Source organism: Paraburkholderia nodosa (assembly GCF_001718195.1).
Classification (GTDB): domain Bacteria; phylum Pseudomonadota; class Gammaproteobacteria; order Burkholderiales; family Burkholderiaceae; genus Paraburkholderia; species Paraburkholderia nodosa_A.
In genome coordinates this window covers 482,022-501,843 of record NZ_MCNV01000002.1, presented here as the reverse complement: position 1 = coordinate 501,843, position 19,822 = coordinate 482,022, and the positions used below count along the sequence as shown (strand labels likewise).

Annotated in this window: 17 protein-coding genes; 10 read left to right on the top strand and 7 right to left on the bottom strand. The window is 62.0% G+C overall.

Annotation, left to right across the window (positions count from 1 at the left end):
• Nucleotides 1-91: 91 nt before the first annotated feature.
• On the bottom strand, nt 92-1,444 hold the full coding sequence (locus BFD71_RS05555; RefSeq protein ID WP_370684248.1) for a formylglycine-generating enzyme family protein: 1,353 nt from the start codon (nt 1,442-1,444) through the stop codon (nt 92-94).
• A 302-nt stretch (nt 1,445-1,746) separates the two neighbouring features.
• On the opposite strand from BFD71_RS05555, the gene BFD71_RS05550 reads away from it, so the two are divergent.
• The 9 genes from BFD71_RS05550 to BFD71_RS05510 all read left to right on the top strand — a co-directional run bounded on the left by BFD71_RS05550 (nt 1,747) and on the right by BFD71_RS05510 (nt 13,493).
• The gene (locus tag BFD71_RS05550) at nt 1,747-2,172 is read left to right on the top strand and encodes a DUF4399 domain-containing protein (RefSeq protein ID WP_069262263.1); all 426 of its coding nucleotides are present in this window, start codon (nt 1,747-1,749) and stop codon (nt 2,170-2,172) included.
• A 51-nt stretch (nt 2,173-2,223) separates the two neighbouring features.
• Complete coding sequence (locus BFD71_RS05545; RefSeq protein ID WP_069262262.1) at nt 2,224-2,649, top strand: DUF4399 domain-containing protein; 426 nt, start codon at nt 2,224-2,226, stop codon at nt 2,647-2,649.
• Between the two features lie 323 nt (nt 2,650-2,972).
• Nucleotides 2,973-3,242, top strand: coding sequence for a hypothetical protein (locus BFD71_RS05540; protein ID WP_069262261.1), 270 nt, complete (start codon nt 2,973-2,975; stop codon nt 3,240-3,242).
• A gap of 123 nt (nt 3,243-3,365) precedes the next feature.
• Nucleotides 3,366-4,838, top strand: coding sequence for an efflux transporter outer membrane subunit (locus BFD71_RS05535; RefSeq protein ID WP_083245092.1), 1,473 nt, complete (start codon nt 3,366-3,368; stop codon nt 4,836-4,838).
• A gap of 114 nt (nt 4,839-4,952) precedes the next feature.
• Nucleotides 4,953-6,878 (top strand): FHA domain-containing protein, encoded by a 1,926-nt coding sequence (locus tag BFD71_RS05530; protein ID WP_256094498.1) that lies wholly within the window; start codon nt 4,953-4,955, stop codon nt 6,876-6,878.
• Nucleotides 6,879-6,900: 22 nt separating this feature from the next.
• Complete coding sequence (locus BFD71_RS05525; protein ID WP_069262433.1) at nt 6,901-8,286, top strand: HlyD family efflux transporter periplasmic adaptor subunit; 1,386 nt, start codon at nt 6,901-6,903, stop codon at nt 8,284-8,286.
• Nucleotides 8,287-8,334: 48 nt separating this feature from the next.
• Nucleotides 8,335-9,087 carry a peptidylprolyl isomerase gene (locus BFD71_RS05520; protein ID WP_069262259.1) on the top strand — a complete coding sequence of 251 codons (753 nt, stop codon included), beginning with the start codon at nt 8,335-8,337 and terminating at the stop codon, nt 9,085-9,087.
• Nucleotides 9,088-9,105: 18 nt separating this feature from the next.
• On the top strand, nt 9,106-12,174 hold the full coding sequence (locus BFD71_RS05515; protein ID WP_069262258.1) for a peptidase domain-containing ABC transporter: 3,069 nt from the start codon (nt 9,106-9,108) through the stop codon (nt 12,172-12,174).
• The gene (locus BFD71_RS05510) at nt 12,174-13,493 is read left to right on the top strand and encodes a sigma-54 interaction domain-containing protein (protein WP_069262257.1); all 1,320 of its coding nucleotides are present in this window, start codon (nt 12,174-12,176) and stop codon (nt 13,491-13,493) included. The genes BFD71_RS05515 and BFD71_RS05510 overlap by 1 nt, the downstream gene beginning before the upstream one ends.
• Nucleotides 13,494-13,919: 426 nt before the next feature.
• On the opposite strand, the gene BFD71_RS42030 is transcribed toward BFD71_RS05510, so the two are convergent.
• From BFD71_RS42030 to BFD71_RS05495, 4 genes are all read right to left on the bottom strand, one after another.
• Complete coding sequence (locus tag BFD71_RS42030; RefSeq protein WP_083245070.1) at nt 13,920-14,210, bottom strand: PAAR domain-containing protein; 291 nt, start codon at nt 14,208-14,210, stop codon at nt 13,920-13,922.
• Nucleotides 14,211-14,299: 89 nt separating this feature from the next.
• A complete protein-coding gene (locus BFD71_RS05505) occupies nt 14,300-15,547 on the bottom strand; it encodes a hypothetical protein (RefSeq protein ID WP_069262256.1) in 1,248 nt (415 codons plus the stop codon).
• Nucleotides 15,548-15,572: 25 nt separating this feature from the next.
• Nucleotides 15,573-17,087 carry a T6SS phospholipase effector Tle1-like catalytic domain-containing protein gene (locus BFD71_RS05500; RefSeq protein ID WP_256094497.1) on the bottom strand — a complete coding sequence of 505 codons (1,515 nt, stop codon included), beginning with the start codon at nt 17,085-17,087 and terminating at the stop codon, nt 15,573-15,575.
• Nucleotides 17,084-17,548, bottom strand: coding sequence for a DUF3304 domain-containing protein (locus BFD71_RS05495; RefSeq protein ID WP_256094514.1), 465 nt, complete (start codon nt 17,546-17,548; stop codon nt 17,084-17,086). The genes BFD71_RS05500 and BFD71_RS05495 overlap by 4 nt, the downstream gene beginning before the upstream one ends.
• Before the next feature lies 1 nt (nt 17,549).
• Between BFD71_RS05495 and BFD71_RS41320 the strand changes: the two genes are divergently transcribed.
• Nucleotides 17,550-17,990 carry a hypothetical protein gene (locus BFD71_RS41320; protein WP_176732817.1) on the top strand — a complete coding sequence of 147 codons (441 nt, stop codon included), beginning with the start codon at nt 17,550-17,552 and terminating at the stop codon, nt 17,988-17,990.
• Between the two features lie 505 nt (nt 17,991-18,495).
• Here BFD71_RS41320 and BFD71_RS05485 read toward each other — a convergent pair.
• Nucleotides 18,496-19,002, bottom strand: coding sequence for a DUF3304 domain-containing protein (locus tag BFD71_RS05485; RefSeq protein WP_069262253.1), 507 nt, complete (start codon nt 19,000-19,002; stop codon nt 18,496-18,498).
• Nucleotides 19,003-19,149: 147 nt separating this feature from the next.
• Nucleotides 19,150-19,656, bottom strand: coding sequence for a DUF3304 domain-containing protein (locus BFD71_RS05480; protein ID WP_069262252.1), 507 nt, complete (start codon nt 19,654-19,656; stop codon nt 19,150-19,152).
• Between the last annotated feature and the right edge of the window lie 166 nt (nt 19,657-19,822).

The following is a 19,822-nucleotide window of genomic DNA, read 5'->3' as shown; positions in this document are numbered from 1 at the left end:
CGCTCCCCATGGCCTTGAGGAATGTCCGGCGAGTGATCGGAACATCGCAAGCCATGTGCGTCTCCAGGCGAGACCCGCAGCGCGATCCGCATTATTTCATGTCGCGCGCTACGCGAAATCCATTGGCTTCGTAGCGAACGCTGCTGTCGTATTTGAAGCGCGTGGCGGCGAGCATATAGCCCGCGCCGTCACGCCACGATCCGCCGCGAATCACGCGCGTCTGGCAGTTGGGCTCGTCCCACGAGTGGCCATCGTTCGGCGCGTTCTTGTACGAGTTGTGCCAGCAGTCGCTGACCCATTCCCAAACGCCGCCGGCCATGTCGTAGAAGCCAAACGCATTGGCCGGGAACGACCCGACGTCGTCGGGCGCCTCGACGTGCCACGGCGGGCCACAGTCCTTGCAGTTCGCCGTGCCCTTGCGCATGTCGTTGCCCCACCAGTAGCGCGTTTCGGTGCCGGCGCGCGCGGCATATTCCCATTCCGCTTCCGTCGGCAGGCGGTAGGGCTTGCCGCTGATCTTCGAAAGCCATTTCACGTACTGCTGCGCGTCGTCCCAGCTCAGGTCGCGCACGGGGGCGTTCGGCGAGGCGTTGTTCTCGTTCGACAGGCGCGGGCAGGCGCTCGCGGCAACGCACGCGTTCCACTGCGCCACCGTCACCGCATACTTCGCGAGCGCGTAACTATGGCTGATCGTCACGTGGTGCGCGGGCCGCTCCGAGGCGTCGTCGGTGTCGATGCCCATGGTGAAGTTGCCGGGCGTCACCGCGACCAGCACCGGGCAAGCTGGGCAGTCCTGAATGTCGTGTGGACCCGGCTTCGAAATGGCCGGATTGCCCTTGGCAGCAACTGCCGCCGCAGCTGCAGCCGTTGCCGCGTTCGTCGCGGCGCCCGGCGGTGCGGAGGCGGGCGCTGCCGTGGTCTGCGCGGGTGGGGGCGGCGGTGTCTTTGCCTGAGGCGCTGGCGCGGGTGCCGGGGTGGGAGCGGCGGCCGCGGGGGTGTTAGCCGGGTGCGGGGTGGAAGCAGCGGGCGTGGCGGAGGCTGCAGCGGGTTTCGATGCCTCCGCACGCAAACGCGTCAGGCGGGCCTGCGCGAGCGGCGCGAAGCGTCCGTTCGGATAGGCCTTCAGATACGCCTCATAGTCGCTCGCGTATTGACTGTCCTTGATCGAATTCCAGAACGTGATTTCGTATTCCTGGGAGGTGTCTTTCGGCATCAGGCCAACGCGCACGATCGCGACGCCATAGCGTTGCCGCGCTGCGCCGGCCGCGGTGAGGCGCTCATGTCCGGCGTGGGCGCTTGCGTACCGGCCAGGAGCTTGCGGCTCGAGACGCGGCTGCTCGCGTGCCGGAGCCGAACGGTCATGCGCTGCCGGCGCGGCCGAACGTAGCGTCGAAGTCAGGCCTAGCGAGATCAAGAGGCACACAGGCAACACTAGCCGCCACATGTTCGTTCTCCCTATCAGGTGCCAACCCGGGTGCATACCCAGGCGTCATCGCCTTTCAATGCCGACGGTGCGCTACCCCGCTGCAGTCGCCAGCCGCGCTCGCATGAAACGCGGGCCGCCGCCGGCACAGGCACTGCCTGCGCACAACTACAAAATAGCACGCACGCCGCGCGATGCAGTAACTCGGTGGCACCGGCACGCGCGGCGCCGATTTATCTCCGTCCGCTTGAATCCGTCCTAAGCTGTAGAACACGCACCGAACTCCAAAGCGGCGCGCCGTCTGCCGAACAAGGAGCACGAAGATGCAACGAAGAGCAACCCTGTTGGCCCTGGCAGCGGCCGTTCTGATGCCGCGCCTCGCGTTTGCCGAGCGCACCCCGTCGCCGCCCGGCGCGGAGGTCTACATCATCTGGCCGCCCGACGGCGCGACGATTCCCACCGGCAAGTTCTGGGTGCGCATGGGCCTGCGCAACATGGGCGTTTGCCCCAAGGGGATCAACAAGGCGAACACGGGCCATCATCACTTGCTCATCGACACGGACCTGCCGCCGCTCGATCAGCCGATCCCGTCGGATCGCAATCATTTGCATTTCGGCGCGGGCGAAACGGAAGCCCGGGTCGAGCTTGCGCCGGGCAAGCACACGCTGCAGTTGCTGATGGGCGACTACAATCACGTGCCGCACGATCCTCCGGTCTACTCGAAGAAGATCACGGTCACGGTCAAGTAGCGAAGGACATCCGGCTTTGGCCGCAGCGCAAAAGAAGCGGGAGTGCACGCCATGAACAGGTTCCTCGTTTTTGCTGCCAGCCTCGTGCTGCTCGCGGGCGGTGCGGCGCAAGCAGGCACGACGCCGGTCGACCCGAACGCGCACGTTTATATCGGCTGGCCCAACGACGGCCAGGTCATGCCGGCCGGGCGGCCATTTCGCGTCTGGTTCGGCCTGCGCAACATGGGCGTGGCGCCCGCGGAAGTCGAGTTTCCCAATACGGGCCACCACCACCTGCTCGTCGATACGGACTTGCCGCCGATGGATCAGCCCATTCCATCCGATCGCAATCACCTTCACTTCGGCGCCGGCCAGACCGAAACGATGCTGCAGTTGCCGCCGGGCAAACATACGCTGCAGCTGCTGATGGGCGACGCCCACCACGTGCCGCACAACCCGCCGGTGTACTCGAAGAAGATCACCATTTACGTTAAGTGATCCATACGAATCGATCGCGAATGTTGCGGGATGATTCGAACGTTTGCGACGCTTTCACTTTCCCCCAGCAAACAGTGTTCGTAGCGCGCCAACATAAGCCGATCGACGCGTTGGCGCGCGCCCATCACCACGCACGACGCGCACGCGCCACGCGCCGCGCGTGAGACTCCGGGAATTCCAGAACAGTCCTTATGCGACGGGCGATGCGCGCCGTGCGCACGCGCACTCGTGCATCTGGCACGCCTCATGCCTTGTTGGACCCGAGCCCGCAACCATGCAGCTCACAATCCCAACAGTGTTGCATCCATTCCTGGAGAACTGCCATGAGCAAGCTGATGATCGCCGACCTGAGCGTCGCGCAAGAACTCGACCGCCGTGAAATGAGCGCCGTGCGCGGCGGCCTGGGCCTGTGGCCCGTCTGCTACCCGACGATGCCGAGCGTGAAGGTCGACTCCACCAACTTCTCCGCATCGCAGTTGATCGGCCAGACGAACACCATCCTGTCCAACACGGGCAACGACGTGGCGTTCGTGAACAACCTCCACGCTTCGACCAACCCCGTGCAAACGGCTCACAACACGATCAACTTCTGATCGTGCTGCCAGCCGTGGAGGCTTACCCGCCTCCACGGCGCCGCCCTCCACCGCATCCGCTGCACACCGCTTCTTCGTCGCGTCCTTCGCCGCCTTTCCCTTAAGGAGTCGATCGTGAACACACTGCTCTCGCCGTCCGCCGCGCACGTATGTCGCGGCGCGTCGCGCTGGCTGACCCGCGTCGTCGGAGCGGCCGGGTTGTGTGCCGTGGCGCTGTGCGGCTGCACGGATCTGGGCACGCCTGCGTATCGGCGCCCGGACATGCCTGAGAAGGACGCCTGGGCGCATACGAGCCGCACGTTTTCCGCGGCCGATACGGTCAATCCGCAGTGGTGGACAGAGTTCGACGATCCCTACCTGAATACACTCATCCAAAAGGCGATTGCGGGCAATATCGATATCCGGGTGCTGGCGGCGCGCATTGGCGTAGCCGGCGCGCAGATCGGGGAAGTGCAGGCCGGTGCACTTCCCACGGTCGACGCGGGCGCGGGTATCGACTATGAGAAGAGCACGGGGCTAGCGCTCTCGAAGACTTATAACGTCGCCACTCAGGTCAACTGGGACATCGATATCTGGGGCAAAGTCGAAAAAAGCGTGCAGGCTCAAAAGGCCGAGTATCACGCTAGCGAAGCGGATTGGCGCTCAGGCTATTTGACGCTCGTTACGAAAGTGGCGAGCACTTATTTCCAGATCCTCCAGTTCGACGATCAGATCCGCGACGAGGAAGACACGCTCAGGCGGAACAAGCAGATTCTCACCATCTACCAGCAGATGTACGCAAACGGTGTCGCGCCCAAGACCGAGGTGCTGCGCCAGAGCGCGGAAGTCAATGGCGTCACGAACGAACTGCTCGAACTGCACCGCGAGCGCGATACCGCCGAAAACGCGCTTTCCACGCTGGTCGGCGTGCCCGCCGGCGAGTTCAAGATGCCGTCGGGCCAGTTGCGCGAGCGCGTGAAGTTGCCGGATGTGCCCATGGGCCTGCCCGCGCAGCTGCTGGGGCGCCGTCCCGATGTGGTGGCCGCGCAGTACCGCATTCTCGAATCATATGACGAAGTCGGTTCCGCGCGGCTCGCGCAATTGCCGACTCTCAGTCTTACGGGCCGCGCCGGTACGGCCGCGTTCTCGCTCTCCGATCTATTCAAGGTGTTCACGCTGAGCTTCATGCCGAGCATCGACTTCCCGATGTTCGACCCCAGCGTGCATGCCCACATCAAGACGACCGAGGCCCAGAGCAAGGTCGCCGAAGAGCAGTATCGCCAGGTGGTGTTCACGGCGTTCGAAGAAGTCGAGAACGCGCTCGTGAACCTCGACGCGCATAAGAAGCAGCGCATCGAACTGCTGCAGCAGAACGAGCGGCTGCGCACCGTCGCGGCGCAGGTCGAGGCGCAGTTGAAGGAAGGGCTGGTGTCGCAGCTCGAAGTATTGGAGTCCGAACGTTCGCTCGCAAACGCAGAACAGTCGCTTTTGTCCAACCATGAACTGATCCTGAGCGACACCGTCACCCTCTACAAGGCAATCGGCGGCGGCTGGCCCGACGTCGATGTCGCCAGCGTGGCCTCGAATTCCGCTGTGTCGGCAGCGCCCGTCAAGTGAGCGCGCTGGTCGCAGCGGGCCGCGTCAGTTGTTTGACTCCAGCCAACAGTCGCCTACACTTTTCTCACACCCCGATCGCCATGTGCAAGGCGCGCGGCTCCACACGGAGAGTCAGTGCGCACGCGGCGCCTGCGCCACGCGCGTCCCGGCTCACAACTGCTGATCGCTGGCGGAATCATGGTGCCTGACGCCGCTTCCATTGCCGAGAGCCAGACATCGCTCGACCGAACGTTCGATATCGTGCTGCGGCCGATATCGCATGCAGAGCTGGGCGAGATCCGCATCGACAAGGATCTTTTCGCAGTCGGGCGGACCCAGCCGCCTTTTGCCGAGGCGAAGCCCGAGGTAGTCGTCGATGTCTCGCGCCGTCATGCGCGCATCTTCCGCGAGGGCGCGGCGGCCTACGTGGCCGACCTGGGCAGCAAGAACGGCACGGCGGTCAATGGCATCGAAGTCACCCAGAAGCCTCACGTTCTCAAAGACGGCGACGAACTCAGCTTTGCCGGCGCGCTCGCGTTTCGCGTGAGCTTCGCGCCGCGTACGGTGCGGGCGACCGCGCGGGCGACCGTGGTGACGCTCACGCCGGTGCGCGCCGATCTGGGTTTGCAGCAGATCGTCGTGACGAGCTTTCCGTTCCTCGTCAGCAAGGCCGACGAGACCTTTTCGCAGTATCACGACGCGTATCCGCACCAGGTGAACTATTTGTCGCGCCGTCATGCGCACATCTACGCCGAAGACGATGCGATGTACGTCGAAGATCTGGGCAGCACCAACGGCACGTTCCTTGACGGACAGCGACTCGACGATCATGCGGTCAAGCTCGAAGACGGCCAGCGGATCGCCTTTGGCGGCGAGCACTTCGTCTACCGGGTTGGCCTCGAAAGCACGAGTGGAAGCGATGCCACCGTGACGGCGACGCGCGAGCGCCGCGCCGCGGTGCTCGCCGAAGATGCAGACCGCACGACGTTCATTGGCAGCGCGCACTCGTTTCTCGATATTTTCTGCACGCCCCCCGCGCCTGCCCAGGACGACGAAATCAATCCCGATGCGCCGCAACCCGCGCCGGAGCCGGGCCACGACGCGCGACGCCGGCGCGGCAGGATCGAGGTCTTCCTGAGTGAGTTGAGCGAAGCGCTGGGCGGCAGCGGAAAGATCAACATGGGCGCGTTCGCGCGCTGGGGCGGCGGCGCGATTGCCGTGATCGTCGCGCTCGTTGCGCTCACGTATTTCCAGGGTGCGCCGCAGCGCGACATGCAGGCGTTGCTCACAAGCGGACAGTTCGAAAGCGCGGCGCGCATGGCCGATCAATATCTCACGCGCCACCCGAACGACAGCACGTGGCGCGCGATGGGGACGGAAGCGCTCATCAAGGCCGACGTGCCCGACTGGGTCGCCGCGATCAACGCTCGCGCGTTCGACCGTGCGCGTGCCATCGTGGAGGACATGCGTACGCTCGCGCGCCACAACCCGGACGCCGCGTCGCTCGTGGAAAACATCGGCTGGATCGGCGCACTGCAATCGTTCGTGCAGGGACGGGGCGGCCCGCAGGCGCCGATCCGCATCTATCGCGACGAGGCGCCGATCCATGCGCTGACGAGCCGCTGGAACGACGACCCCGGCGAGCATCAGCGTGCATTCGACCGGATTTCGGCCTACGTGCCGGCGTTTGCCGCCGTGTATGCCGATTCGCTCAGCCACCTGCGCAAGCTGCAGAGCGACGACTCGGTGTATGTGGCCGCGCTCGAGCGCATCCAGCAGACAATCGACAGCGCACTCGCGAGCGACCGCTTCGACGCGCTCACCGCGATGCTGAGCGACTATGCGCAGCGTTATCCGCGCCTCGCGGGGCTCGATGCCGTGCGCGCCGACGTCGACCAGTATCAGCAGATCGACAGCGAGGCGCACGCGGGCCATGTGCAGGCCGTGCACGACCGCCTGGCCGCCGCTCACTTCGCCACGCCGCCGTTCGCGGCCCATGCGGGCGCGCTCGAAAAGCTTGCGCTAGCGGGAGGGCATGGTGAATCCGCGCCAGCTCATTGAGCGCCTGCGCAAGGCGCTCGGCATGCATGATGGGCATGCCGCGCCCGAACCGCCGCGGCCGCTCGGCGAGGCGCTGGGCGACCACAGCGAGGAAGGGGTGGCGATCCTCACCGCGCGTCCGTGGCGCCTCATCGAAGCGACGATCATCACGATGGTGGCGCTCGTGGTGTGCGGCCTCCTGTGGTCGTTCGTCGGCCGCGCCGACGTCATCGTGAGCGCGCAGGGGGCGCTTGCCCCGGAGTCCGAGGTGCGCCGCATCTACGCGCCTGTGGATGGGGAACTCGTGGATATCTACATCGCCGAAGGTCAGCCCGTGGAGAAGGACGACGTCATTGGCCGCATCAATGCACGCGGCGCGATCCAGGCGGCGACCAACGCGCTCGACGCGCGCCTGAAACTCGACGACGCCGAGCGCGACTGGAAGGCGTTCCCCGAAAAGAAGGCGCTTATGGAGCGCAAGGCCGAGGCACTCAAGGCGCAGATGGACGTGGAAATGCATCTGCATGAAACGCGCGTGGCGGAAGGCACGAGCAAGCTCCAGCAGGCCGAGAACGCCCAGCTCGACGAAGCGCGCGGCAATATCGACAACGCGCGCCACGTGCGTGACCTCGCGAAGGAAGACCAGGACAAGTACGAGCGGCTGTTCGCGCTGCCCGGCGGCGGCGGGGTCTCGCAAAGCCAGGTCGAGGAAAAGCGCAGCGCGTTCCTGCAGGCCGATAACAACTACCGGATCGCGCAGGCGCGGCTCAGCGAATTGCAGGCGCAAACGAGCCACGACTTCGCTCAGGCGAAGGCGCAGCTCGAAGGCAGTGCCGGGCAGCTCACGTCGCTGCGCATCGAATACGACGCGACGGAGCGCGAAATCGCCAATACCGAGGACAAGTTGCGCCTGCAGGTGCAAACCGCGCGCCTTGCCGCCGACGCCGCGGCGCGCATCCGCTTCGAGAACATCGACAAGGACAACTTCCTGCTCGTGCTCGCGCCGGTCTCGGGCGTGATCACGGACGTGACGACGACGCAGCCCGGCGACAAGATCCAGGCGAACACGCCGCTAGGCGGCATTGCGCCGGCCAACGCGCGCCCGGTCGTGAAGGTGGCGATTGCGGAGCAGGACCGCGCGTTCCTGCATGAAGGCTTGCCCGTGAAGCTGAAGTTCAACGCGTTTCCGTACCAGCGCTATGGCGTGGTGGACGGCACGCTCGAATATATTTCGCCGACCACGAAGCCGCAGGTGCAGACGAAGGAACCGGTTTACGAGGGTCGCGTGCGTCTCGCGCGCGATCATTTTTCGATTGGCGGCGCGACGTATCCGTTGCGCTACGGTATGACGGCAACCGCCGAAATCGTAGTGCGCGAGCGGCGCCTGATCGATTTCGCGCTGGACCCGTTCCGGCAGGTCGCTGGCTGAAGATATTCACCAGTTCAGATTTCGGGAATCGGAAATCAGGGGAACGCAATGACGACAATCGTACGGATCGACGACGAAGCGATCGACACGGAAGATTTCATCCGCGTGCTGAAACTCACGGGGCAGTTCGAGAGCCTGGTCGAGCAGCAGGTGCGCGACCGGCTCACGGTCATCGCCGCGAAGAAAATGGGCGTAAAGGTGGAGCCCGACGAAATCCAGCAACGCGCCGACCAGTTTCGCCGCGTGCGGGGGCTGCACCGCGCGGCGGACATGAATCGCTACCTGGACGTGTTCGGCATCAGCCTCGACGAATTCGAGCACTTCATTACCGACACGCTCTATCAGGAGAAGACCTTCAACCTGATCTGCAACGACGAGGCGGTCGAAAGCTACTTCAAGCTCAATTCGCCGAAATTCGACAGCATCGAAGTGAGCCACATCGTGGTGGACTCGGAAGGCAAGGCGCGCGAGGTCATGTCGATTCTCGAGGACGAGCCGCAGGCGTTCGGCGAAATGGCGCGTGAGCATTCGATCGCCGATACCAGCGAGCGCGGCGGCGTGATCGGCAAGGTATTGCGTGGGTCGTTGAAGACCGACATCGAGGCGAAGGTGTTCAACGCGCAGGTCGGCGACCTGCTCGGCCCGTTTCCCGCGCCGGACGGCTCGTTCTTCGAAATCTTTTGCGTGACGGCAAAGCATCCGGCGTCGCTCGAAGCGGACGTCTCGTCCGAGGTGCGGCGGCTATTGCGCGAAGAATGGCTCGCGGAGCGCGCACAAGAACATATCATCGACGCGCACTGAGCGCGCAGAGTCACGCAGATGGACACCCAGGCGCCCCTACCTGCCAGCGCGCCGTCGCTGGTGGATTTTCTCGCATCGGTCGAACCGCTCTCGCTCTTCTCGCGCGAGGAACTCGACCGTCTTGCCGCGCAGATCGAAACGCACAACTACGCATTTGGCGACACGCTGTGCAAGCGCGGCGAGCCCGCAGCCGGACTCTATGTGATCCGCTCGGGCTCCGTGCGGATCATCGCCGAAGAGCGCGGCAAGGAAATGAGTCTCGGCGTGCGCAAGGAACGCGAAGTATTCGGCGAAATCGCCATGCTGCGCGACTACTGGCACGAAGTGTCGGTGCGCGCTTCCGCGAAAACCGAGGTGCTTTGCATCCCCCGCGCGGCGCTCGAGCCGTTGCTGGCTGCGAATCCGGCCGCGCAGTCGTTCGTGACGAGCTATGTCGCGATCAGCTCCGCGGGCGGCTTCGTCACGCGGCTTTTCGACCTGCGCGGCAAGCTTTCGCGCGCCGAGCTCGAAGAGTATGTGTCGAGCGTGGGCGTCAAGCGCGTGAGCGCGGGCAAGGAGATCATCCATCAGGGTGCCGGCGGTGACATGCGCCTGTATGTCGTGCGGCAGGGCGAGGTCAGTATTGCGCGCGAGGAAGACGGCAGCGTCTATCAGATCGCGACGCTCGGCGCGGGAGAGATCTTCGGCGAACGCGCTTGCCTGCTGCGCCAGAATCAGCCCGCGACCGCCACGGCGCTCACCGATGTACGGCTCCTGGTGATTCCCGAGAAGACTGTGCATTTCATGCTGGAGCGCAACCCGAAGTTGCGCGAGGTGCTGGAAGAGCGCGTGCGCTTCAACGAGCGCGAATTGCAGCGGCAGAAGAAGCTCGCCGAGCGCCGCAGCCGGCCCGTTGCCGTGGACAGCGGGGCGGATGCTGCATTTAGCGAACGCGTGGTCAAGCGCTTCGTGCTCATCGAGCAGGCCGAGGAGATGGATTGCGGCGCAGCGTGCCTCGCCATGATCTGCCGGCATTACGGCATACCCATGACGCTCGGCAAGCTGCGCGACCTCGCGAACGTGACGACGCAGGGCGCGACGCTGGACAGTCTCGCGCGCACCGGCGAGGCACTCGGCTTCACGACGCGCGGCGTGCAGTGCACGTTTGAGGCGCTGCAAGGGTTCGAACTGCCGTTCATCGCGCACTGGGAGGGCTACCACTATATCGTCGTGTACGGCGTGTCGAAGCAGTGGGTGAGGGTGGCCGACCCGGCGCTCGGCTTTCGCAAGCTGAGCGTCGAAGCGTTCGAGCGCGGCTGGAACGGCACGTGCCTGCTGTTCACCGAGGTCGAGACCACGGGCGCGCAGGCGGCGACGCGCTCGCCGTGGGTGCGCTTCATCGGCTACCTGCTGCCTTACCGGAAAATACTCGCCCACCTGTTTCTCGCGACCTTCGTGATCCAGCTGCTCGGCGTGGTGCCCCCGCTCATCATCCAGAACATTCTCGACAGCGTGATCGTCCACCAGAACGTGAGCCTGCTGCATCTCTTGATCGTGGGACTCATCATTTCGCACCTGTTTACGCAGCTCATGACGACGATACGCGCGCATTTGTCGAATTTCATGGTGCGCAGTCTCGACTTCGCGATGATGTCGCAGTTCTTCAAGCACACCATGTCGCTGCCGTTCTCGTTCTTCGCGCGCCGCAAAACAGGCGACATCTTCGCGCGCTTTCAGGAAAACCAGACGATACGCGCGTTTCTGACCGAATCGACGGTGACCACGGCGCTCAACCTGCTGATGATCTTCATCTACTTCACGATCATGTTCCTCTACAACGTGAAGCTGACGCTGCTGCTGATCGCGTTCGTGATTCCCATCATGGCGCTCACCGCCATTGCCACGCCGCGCATCAAGCGCTACGCGCGCGAGGTCTTTGCCGTGTCCACCGATGCGCGCTCCATGCTGATGGAGACGCTTGGCGGCGTCGAAACCGTGAAGGGCATGGGGATAGAAAGAGCGGTGCGCCTGAAGTGGGAGCGCAAGTACGCGAAGTCGCTCGAAGTGCAGTATCGCGCGCAGGCATTCAATATTCTCGTGGGTCTCGGCAGCCAGTTGCTCAACGCGGCGACCACGATCGTGATTCTCTGGGCGGGCGCCACGCTCGTGCTCGATCAGGAGTTGAGCATCGGCCAGCTCATTGCGTTCAATGCGTTCATGGGCAGCGTGCTCGCGCCGCTCATGGGCCTCGTCGGGCTCTGGAGCCTCATGAACGACGCGGCGGTCGCGATGGAACGGCTAGGCGATGTGCTCGACATCGAGCCCGAGCAGAAGCCCGCCGACCTCGGTTCGCGCGTGCTGCTTCCCGACCTGCAGGGCGACATCGAATTCAACGGCGTGTATTTCCGCTATGGCGGCAACGAAACGCCGTATGTGCTGGAGAACATCAGCTTCTCGGTGGGGCGCGGCCAGATGGTGGCGATCGTGGGGCGCAGCGGCTCCGGCAAGACGACGCTCGCGAAGCTGCTGGTGGGCTTCTACGCGCCGACCGAAGGCAAGATCAACGTGGACGGCTACGACATGAGCGCGATCGATCACGCGTACTTTCGCGCCCAGGTGGGCTACGTGATGCAGACGAACCTCGTGTTCTCCGGCACGATTGCCGAGAACATCGCGTGCGGCGATGCAACGCCGGACTGGCGGCGCATGGAGGAAGTGGCGCGCATGGCCGATGCGCACGCGTTCATCAGCAAGATGCCGCTCGGCTACGAGCAGGTGGTAGGCGAGCGCGGCATGGGCCTTTCGGGCGGGCAGATCCAGCGTCTTTGCATTGCGCGGGCGCTCTACCACGACCCGCGCCTGCTCGTGTTCGACGAAGCCACCTCGTCGCTCGACACGCAGTCGGAAAGCAACATCCTCTCGAACATGCACGACATACTCCAGGGCCGCACGGCGCTGATCATTGCGCACCGGTTGAGCACCATCATGCGGGCGGACAAGATCCTCGTGCTCTACGAAGGGGCGATCGTGGAGCAGGGGCGGCACGAGGAACTCGTCGAGCGCAAGGGCATGTATTACCAGCTCGTGCAAAAGCAGCTGGGGACGTGATGAAACTCTTCGATCCGCACGGATTCGGCAGCTCCGTTGTGTCATATGCGGGGCTGCTCGAGAAGATCGAGATCCTGCGCTCGACGCTGCGCTGGGCGCCGCGGCTCGAACGCACCGATATCGAAAAGCTCTTGAACCAGTCGAACGCGCTGCGCGACGAAGTCATGCAACTCTCGCGCAAGGAGCGCTTCGTCGAAGCGGCGGCAGAGGCGCCCGAAGCGCTCGATGCGCTGGCAAGGCCGGATGCCCTCGCGCCCACAGCGCACCGGCGGCGCGAGGCGCTGATCGAGCGCAGCTTCATCTTCGAAGGCATATTCGGCGACAACCCGAAGCTGCTCGCAGCGCTGGAGATCGCGGAAAAGGCGGCGCCCACCGATCTGCCCGTGCTGATCGACGGCGAGAGCGGGACGGGCAAGGAGTTGATGGCGAAGGTGATCCACGCCAACGGTGCACGCGCCGACCGACCGTACATCTCAGTGAACTGCGGCGCGATACCCGAGAACCTGCTCGAATCAGAACTGTTTGGACATCGCAGAGGGGCGTTCACGGGGGCGTCGAGCGATCGCAAAGGGAAGTTCGAAAGCGCGCATACGGGGACGATCTTTCTGGACGAGATCGGTGAGTTGCCGCTGCAGGGGCAGGTGAAGCTGCTGCGTGTGCTCGAATCGCACGAGATTCAGCGGGTGGGCTCCGATGAACCCATCGGGGTCGATACGCGCATCGTCGCCGCGACGAATCGCAACTTGCGCGAGCTCGCGGCGCAGGGGCAGTTTCGCGAGGACCTCTTTTATCGGTTGAGCGTGATTCATGTCACGCTGCCTGCGCTGCGAGAACGTAGCGACGAGATTCCGCTGTTGATTGCCTATTTCGGCGACGAGGCTGCTGCGCAGCTCAAGCGGCGGCCTATGAAGCTGACGCCCAAGTTGCGCGATTTTCTGCTTACGTATGCTTATCCGGGGAATATTCGCGAGCTGCGTAATCTCGTGTATCGGCTTTCGTGTCTTGCGGGTGAGACGGCCGATATCGAGCATCTGCCCGATGATATTCGGCCGAAGTCCGCTGCACTGGCTTTGCGGGTGGCGGAGGCCGAGGCGGCAGGCGCGCCTCTTTCACTGAGCGATGCCAAGCGTGCTGCTAGCGATGAGGCCGAGAGGGCGTTTCTCGAGCGCGGCTTGCAGGAGACCGGGGGTACGGTCGCGGAGCTGGCGCGGCGCTGTGATATGAATCGGTCGCACTTGCAGATGCTGCTCAAGAAGCATGGGATTCATTCCAAGGATTTTCGGCATGCCGAGAAGGTGAATCATGAGAAGGGGTCTTGATCTGGGTGCCGAGCGGTGCTTTTTGTCGTGGCTTTTGGCGCTTTTGGCCGTTCATGCCGGGAAGCCCTCTAACCTGGCTGATGCGGCGGGCAGTTTTTTCACTGTGCGATCTCCAGCCGGAAAGAGGCTCCCGAACAGTTCTCCCAGCATCATTGCGCCTCCGGCACCATGCCTGGCGGCAGGGGCATTGCAGCGTGGTTAGCGGCCGCGATGGCCGCGAGTGGCAATGGCGGAGGACTGCTGGCAGTCGCCTTCGACCCAGCCTTTGCGCTGCCGGTCAGAAAGATGCGCGCGGGCAATGAGAATGTCGGACCGGAACTTGCGTAGCATATGTCGTTACAGTCGAAGGTGAAGTTGCAATGCCAGATGGCAAAGCCGGTGGCCTGCCCTCGGAGGTGAAGCTGCCGCGGCAGTATTGGCCTACGCTCAAACATCCACGTAAGATGAGTATTGCGATGGAAGCAGACGTGGAGGTGGATCACACATGCACACGCACAGGTCATCGCTCAGTGCGCCTTCCCTGCCATCGGGTCCTGTCATTGACTGACGCGGCCCGTCGCGCACGATGTAGCCTGTAGACTGACATGCAGGACACCATACTTCGTCCTTCTCGTAGGCCTGCTCGTGTTCACCAACCCTGTCCTTGGGATCGCCACCCACTACGGTGCCATCCGCTGTCGTTCTGTCGCCCTTCAGAATGTCGTACCGCCTGACCATGATGTGACCTCCGGATTGATGAGATAAATCGTCTCGTGTTCCACACCGCAATCGAGTGGCACGCGGAACGCTCGCGGGGTGCCTGTTCGTCAAGTGACACTTCGCATAACCGAAAAACAGACTCCGGTCTTTCCAGCCGTCGCAACAAGCTGGGGCGCACCATCCTGCATCGCGCCATTGGCCGCGCACGCCACGGCAAACCACGGCGCCGCCGGCCCGGCATGGCCAACCATGTAGTCGATATCTGCCACCTTTGCGCCCATACCTGCCTTGACGACAGCTTTGGTTACCGCATTGGCGCCGGCACCATCGAGGCCGCCCTGCCAGATCCGTTTGATGTCCGCGGGCTTGCTACATCCCCATCGCAGGGTACGCGCGAGGGCGTCGTCTATGGCACAGTGATCTGTCCCGTTCGGCCGATGGAACATCGCGATCGGCGCGAGCGCGAATTTCTGGCATACCGCTTCCGGCGCAACGAGAAGGGCAACCATGGTTTCTGCACTCCCATCAAGAGGGAGCGCCTGACAAATTGCGTTCAGTCTCACGCAAACGAGAAGTCGTGCCTCCTCGTCGAGCCTGCGGTTGACCCGGTCAAGCCACGCGTCGGCGTACATCAGGTCGGACGTCTCTGGCATGAGTCTGACCTGAACCGGGCGCAGGTCCGTCCACGCCCATCGCCTTTCCCAGATCGCCAGCGCTTCGTCCGTGTCCACGACGCCCGGCAGCATCAACTGGACCTTCAACCTCAAATCTGGTGGGAGCGAACGTACCACTTCGGCAACCGCGTCGATCGCCACACTGAATGCCCATGCCAGGACATACCGTCGGCGCTCGTCGTCGTTCCTGAAACGCATCCCGCCCTCGTCTGTGTCCGGCTTCTCGAACCAGCGCGCATTGACCGGTAGAGCGCCTGACTCTGGGGCTGCCCGCGGTTCGAGCTTGGCGGATCCATCCAGCAATTTGCCAAAGTCATCGTCCTTCGCCTCACTGGCAAACCTGCATGTCGCTACAAGAATGCCGAGCGGGCGGCTTGCCCGGTCAAACACGTCGTTCACGTAGCTTTCGCGGGCGTCGTTCCACGCGATGGCGTCTAGCCGGCGCCCTTCGTAGACGCTATAGCGCCGAAGGACAACGAAGGTTGCGATTCCCAGCGGGTACACGGTAACGCATGTCCAGAACCAGGGTGTTTGAGTCGGCTCGCCCTTGGGCCAGAGAAGCAATACCATGAATATTCCAGCGATCACAATGACGAAAAACACGATGGTCCAGACGATGCGCGACGGCGGATTCTCCGGCATCGGTTCCAATGGCGGAAGCTTCGAGAAGTTGACAGCCATACCTGATTTCCTTCAGAAATCGCAATCAAGCAGTCGCAGCCTCTGGCGAGGGTTCTGCCATCGAACCGGACGGTTGCGTTGTCCCGGATTGGGCTGTCGCTACGCTTGCCCCCTCAACGTCAATGATCTGCCGTGGCTTGAGGTACCCGCTACCGTCGATGCGCAGGAACCCGGCTCGCGAGTCGTGCACGTATTGATCGAAGAAGCGGATCATGTTGGGCGACAGGGTCGGTGGGTTCAGCCACACATTCCAGTAAGCCAGTTGTTCGTCGGACAGCGGCTTGTTGTGAGGGCGATCACCACCGGCCGCTTCGATCACGCGATCGTATTCGCCTCGATCTGTCTTCCACAGCTGCGTCAGGTAGGCCCGCCAGTTCATCGTGTCCACGTCGATCTGCATTTGCTCGTGGAACTGCTGAATCCGCTCGAGTTGGGCCTGGATCTCCGGATCGGCCGAGCACACCCCGTTGTAGACGTCGCAAGGCCGCTCGCTGAACCGCACCTTCAACCAGCCATAGTAGAGGCGCATGTGCGCGAAGATCTGCTGCTCCAGAGTCCCGTTTGTGTTCACGGTGCCCATGTACTCATCGAACAGCGCCTTGACGTCGTCGTCATATTCGAAAAGGGCGAACACGTCCTTCTCGGCGAGCTTTGGTGCGGTGAACGGCACGCCGCTTATTGCTGCCTCAAGGCGCATGCGGTTCAGCGCTATGCGGGCGAGCAGGTCGGAGCGGGCCTGTTCCTCGGGCCGATAGCCGCCGCCCACATCGGAATGCACGCCCGGCAATACGATTTCTTCGTAGAATGCCTGCGTGCCGCGCACGGGCGTCACGGGAAAGCAGGCACGCAACTCATGGCCGGCGACGAAGTGCACACATCGCTCCACCTGCTCGGGCACCATCATGCGCATGTCGGAAAGGTTATGGGCTGGCAGCCCGACCGACTCGACCGTATCGAACACACCGAGAAAGCGGACGTGCAGCGGTGCCGACTGGCCGTCCACCGCCGTCGGACACGGCCAGTGCGGCACGCCGTCTTTCAGCGTGCACTTCTTCAGCAGCCGGTTCACGAACGCCCGGGCGAGTGTGGCACCGCGCGAGAATCCGAACACCGCGACATCGATGCGACTAACTTTGTGGTTTCGGCGAAGGGCGAGGTTTAGCTCACCCTCGGCTTTTGCTAAGCGAACGTCGCTACCCAGTCCAACGCCACCACCCATAATCTCGCTATCGCGGATCTTTTCCCACCAGCCAGGATTGCTTGCGTCCAGCGGCGTACCGACGCCCTGATAGTAGAGCGGAACGATCAGCGGCCTCTCGTCAGCAACGTGCCCCAAGTACAGGCGTGCGACATTTGACAACTGCTTTCGTGGTAGATCATTCTTGAGATTGTTTTCGGTACCGTCGAAGAAGAAGCTGAACCATGGCTGCTGCTCGCACATGGTGCAGGTCATGAACTCTTCCGCATGCTGCTGCGTGGCAGTCTTCATCGACCGCAAGAAGTGCATCGGGTTGTCGGTTATCCAGTCCTGCACTTTCATTCTCCCATTTGTCGCATGACTCGGCGCCCATAAAACAATTGATCTACTCGGGGACTTGGCTTGCCATCGTACTCTGCTGATTCAGAAACGAATTCGGCCTCGATATTGTGGCCGGGAAAGAAACGTACAATCAAAAAATTCATCGCGTCAGGCGCGCTCGACGTCGCACCCGCGACTGCCACGTCTTTGCTGTACGTCTTCCACTCTGACCTGGTTTCTTGCCGCCCCCCTACGCGCCACACTACCTTGATCGACTGGCCGACGCCCGGCATTAGTGAGCAACAGATGCTTCCAGACTTCCCACCTCGCGAAAATTCCGCCAACTGAACCCCTCCCACTCCGGTGTCTTTCCCCGAAGCCGTTTGAATCCAGAATTCATGGATGTAGTCTTCGGTATAGTTCGCTCCCCACGCCGACGCATCGACGTAGCCACTTGGCTGAACGACGGCGCACCCAGTCATCGTGCTCAACAACACTATGAAGAACCCACATATCACGCGTCTCATTGCTCACCCTTCGTTCGGTCATCGTCTACCGCCACCACGCCGTCGTAACGCCTTCTCTATTGACTCGCGACAACTTTCTCAGCGGCAAGACAAGATCTCGATTATTTCCCGTGCCATCGAAGAAAAAACTGAACCACGGCTGCTGCTCGCACGTGGTGCAGGTCATGAATTCTTCCGCATGCAGCTGCGTGGCGGTTTTCATCGACTGCAAAAAGTGCATCGGATTGTCAGTTATCCAGTCCTGCATCGTTATTCTCCTATGTGGCGCATCACGCGCTGCCCCGAAAACAGTTTGTCGACGCGAGGACTTGCCGAACCGCCCGATTCCCCTCGGTCCGGTATTAACTCTGCTTCTACGTCATGGTCGAGAAAGAATCAGACCATCAAGATGTTGTAGGAATCTTTCTTCGTTGGCATCGCGCCAGTGACCACGACGTCCCTGCTATACGTCTTCCACTCTGACCTGGTTTCTTGCCGCCCTCCAATGCGCCACACCACCCTGATCGTTTTCCCGACGCCTGGAATTCGCGAACAGCATTCGGAAGATCCCGTCCCCCCCTAGAGAATTCCTTGACCTGAATACCACTCAGCAGCGGATTCTTTCCGGACGTTGTTTCAAGGTGGAACTCAGGAATATAGTCCTCGGTGTAGTTCGCACTCCATGCCGATGCATCGACATATCCGCCTGACTGGCTAAGGGCGCACCCGCCCGCGCCAAATACCATCACCAGGAACGCGCGTACCATCCATCTCATTGTCTGCCTCGCTTTTTTTCGATTTCGGTTACCACGGTAGCAGCTAGCACGAGGTGCAGATCATAGATTCTTCTGCATGCTGCTGCGTGGCAGTCTTCATCGACCGCAAGAAGTGCATCGGGTTGTCGGTTATCCAGTCCTGCACTTTCATTCTCCCATTTGTCGCATGACTCGACGCCCATAAAACAATTGATCCACTCGGGGACTTGGCTTGCCATCGGGCTCTGCTGATTCAGAAACGAATTCGGCCTCGATATTGTGGCCGGGAAAGAAACGTACAATCAAAAAATTCATCGCGTCAGGTTCGATCGACGTCGCGCCCGCGATTGATACGTCCTTGATGTACGTCTTCCACTCTGACCTGGTTTCTTGTCGCCCCCCAACGCGCCACACCACCCTGATCGTTTTCCCGACGCCTGGAATTCGCGAGCAGCATTCGGAAGATCCCGTTCCCCCCCTAGAGAATTCCTTGACCTGAATACCACTCAGCAGCGGATTCTTTCCGGACGTGGTTTCAAGGTGGAACTCAGGAATATAGTCCTCGGTGTAGTTCGCACTCCATGCCGATGCATCGACATATCCGCCTGACTGGCCAAGGGCGCACCCGACCGCGCCAAATATCATCACCAGGAACGCGCCTACCATCCATCTCATTGTCTGCCTCTCTTTTTTTCGATTTCCGTTACCACGGTAGCAGCTCGCACGAGGTGCAGGTCATGGATTCTTTTGCATGCTGCTGCGTGGCAGTCTTCATCGACCGCAAAAAGTGCATTGAGTTGGCGGTTATCCAGTCCTGCATTCTTATTCTCCTATATGGCGCATCACCCGTTGGCCTAAAAATAGCCGGTCAACCCTTGGGTTTCGTGCGCCACGGGGATCATCGCCAGGAACAAACTCCGCTTCAATTTCATGCTTCGGAAAAAATCTCACAATCAAATAACTGTGACGGCTTGAATCTTTTGATACTTCCCCCTTCACCACGATATCCCGGCTGTATGTCTTCCACTCGGCCCTGGTTTCTTGACGCCCACCTACGCTCCACACTACCTTGATCGACTGGCCGACGCCCGGCATTAGTGAGCAACAGATGCTTCCAGACTTCCCACCTCGCGAAAATTCCGCCAACTGAACCCCTCCCACTCCGGTGTCTTTCCCCGAAGCCGTTTGAATCCAGAATTCATGGATATAGTCTTCGGTATAGTTCGCTCCCCACACCGACGCATCGACGTAGCCACTCGACTGACCGACGGCGCACCCGGTCAGCATGATCAACAACGGTACGAAGAATCCACATATCACGCGTCTCATTGCTCACCTTTCGTTCGGTGCATCGACTACTGCCACCACGCTGTCGTAACGCCTTCTCTATTGACTCGCGACAACTTCCAAGGATTACTTTCTCAGCGGCAAGTCAAGATCTCGATTATTTCCCGCGCCATCGAAGAAAAAACTGAACCACGGCTGCTTCTCGCAC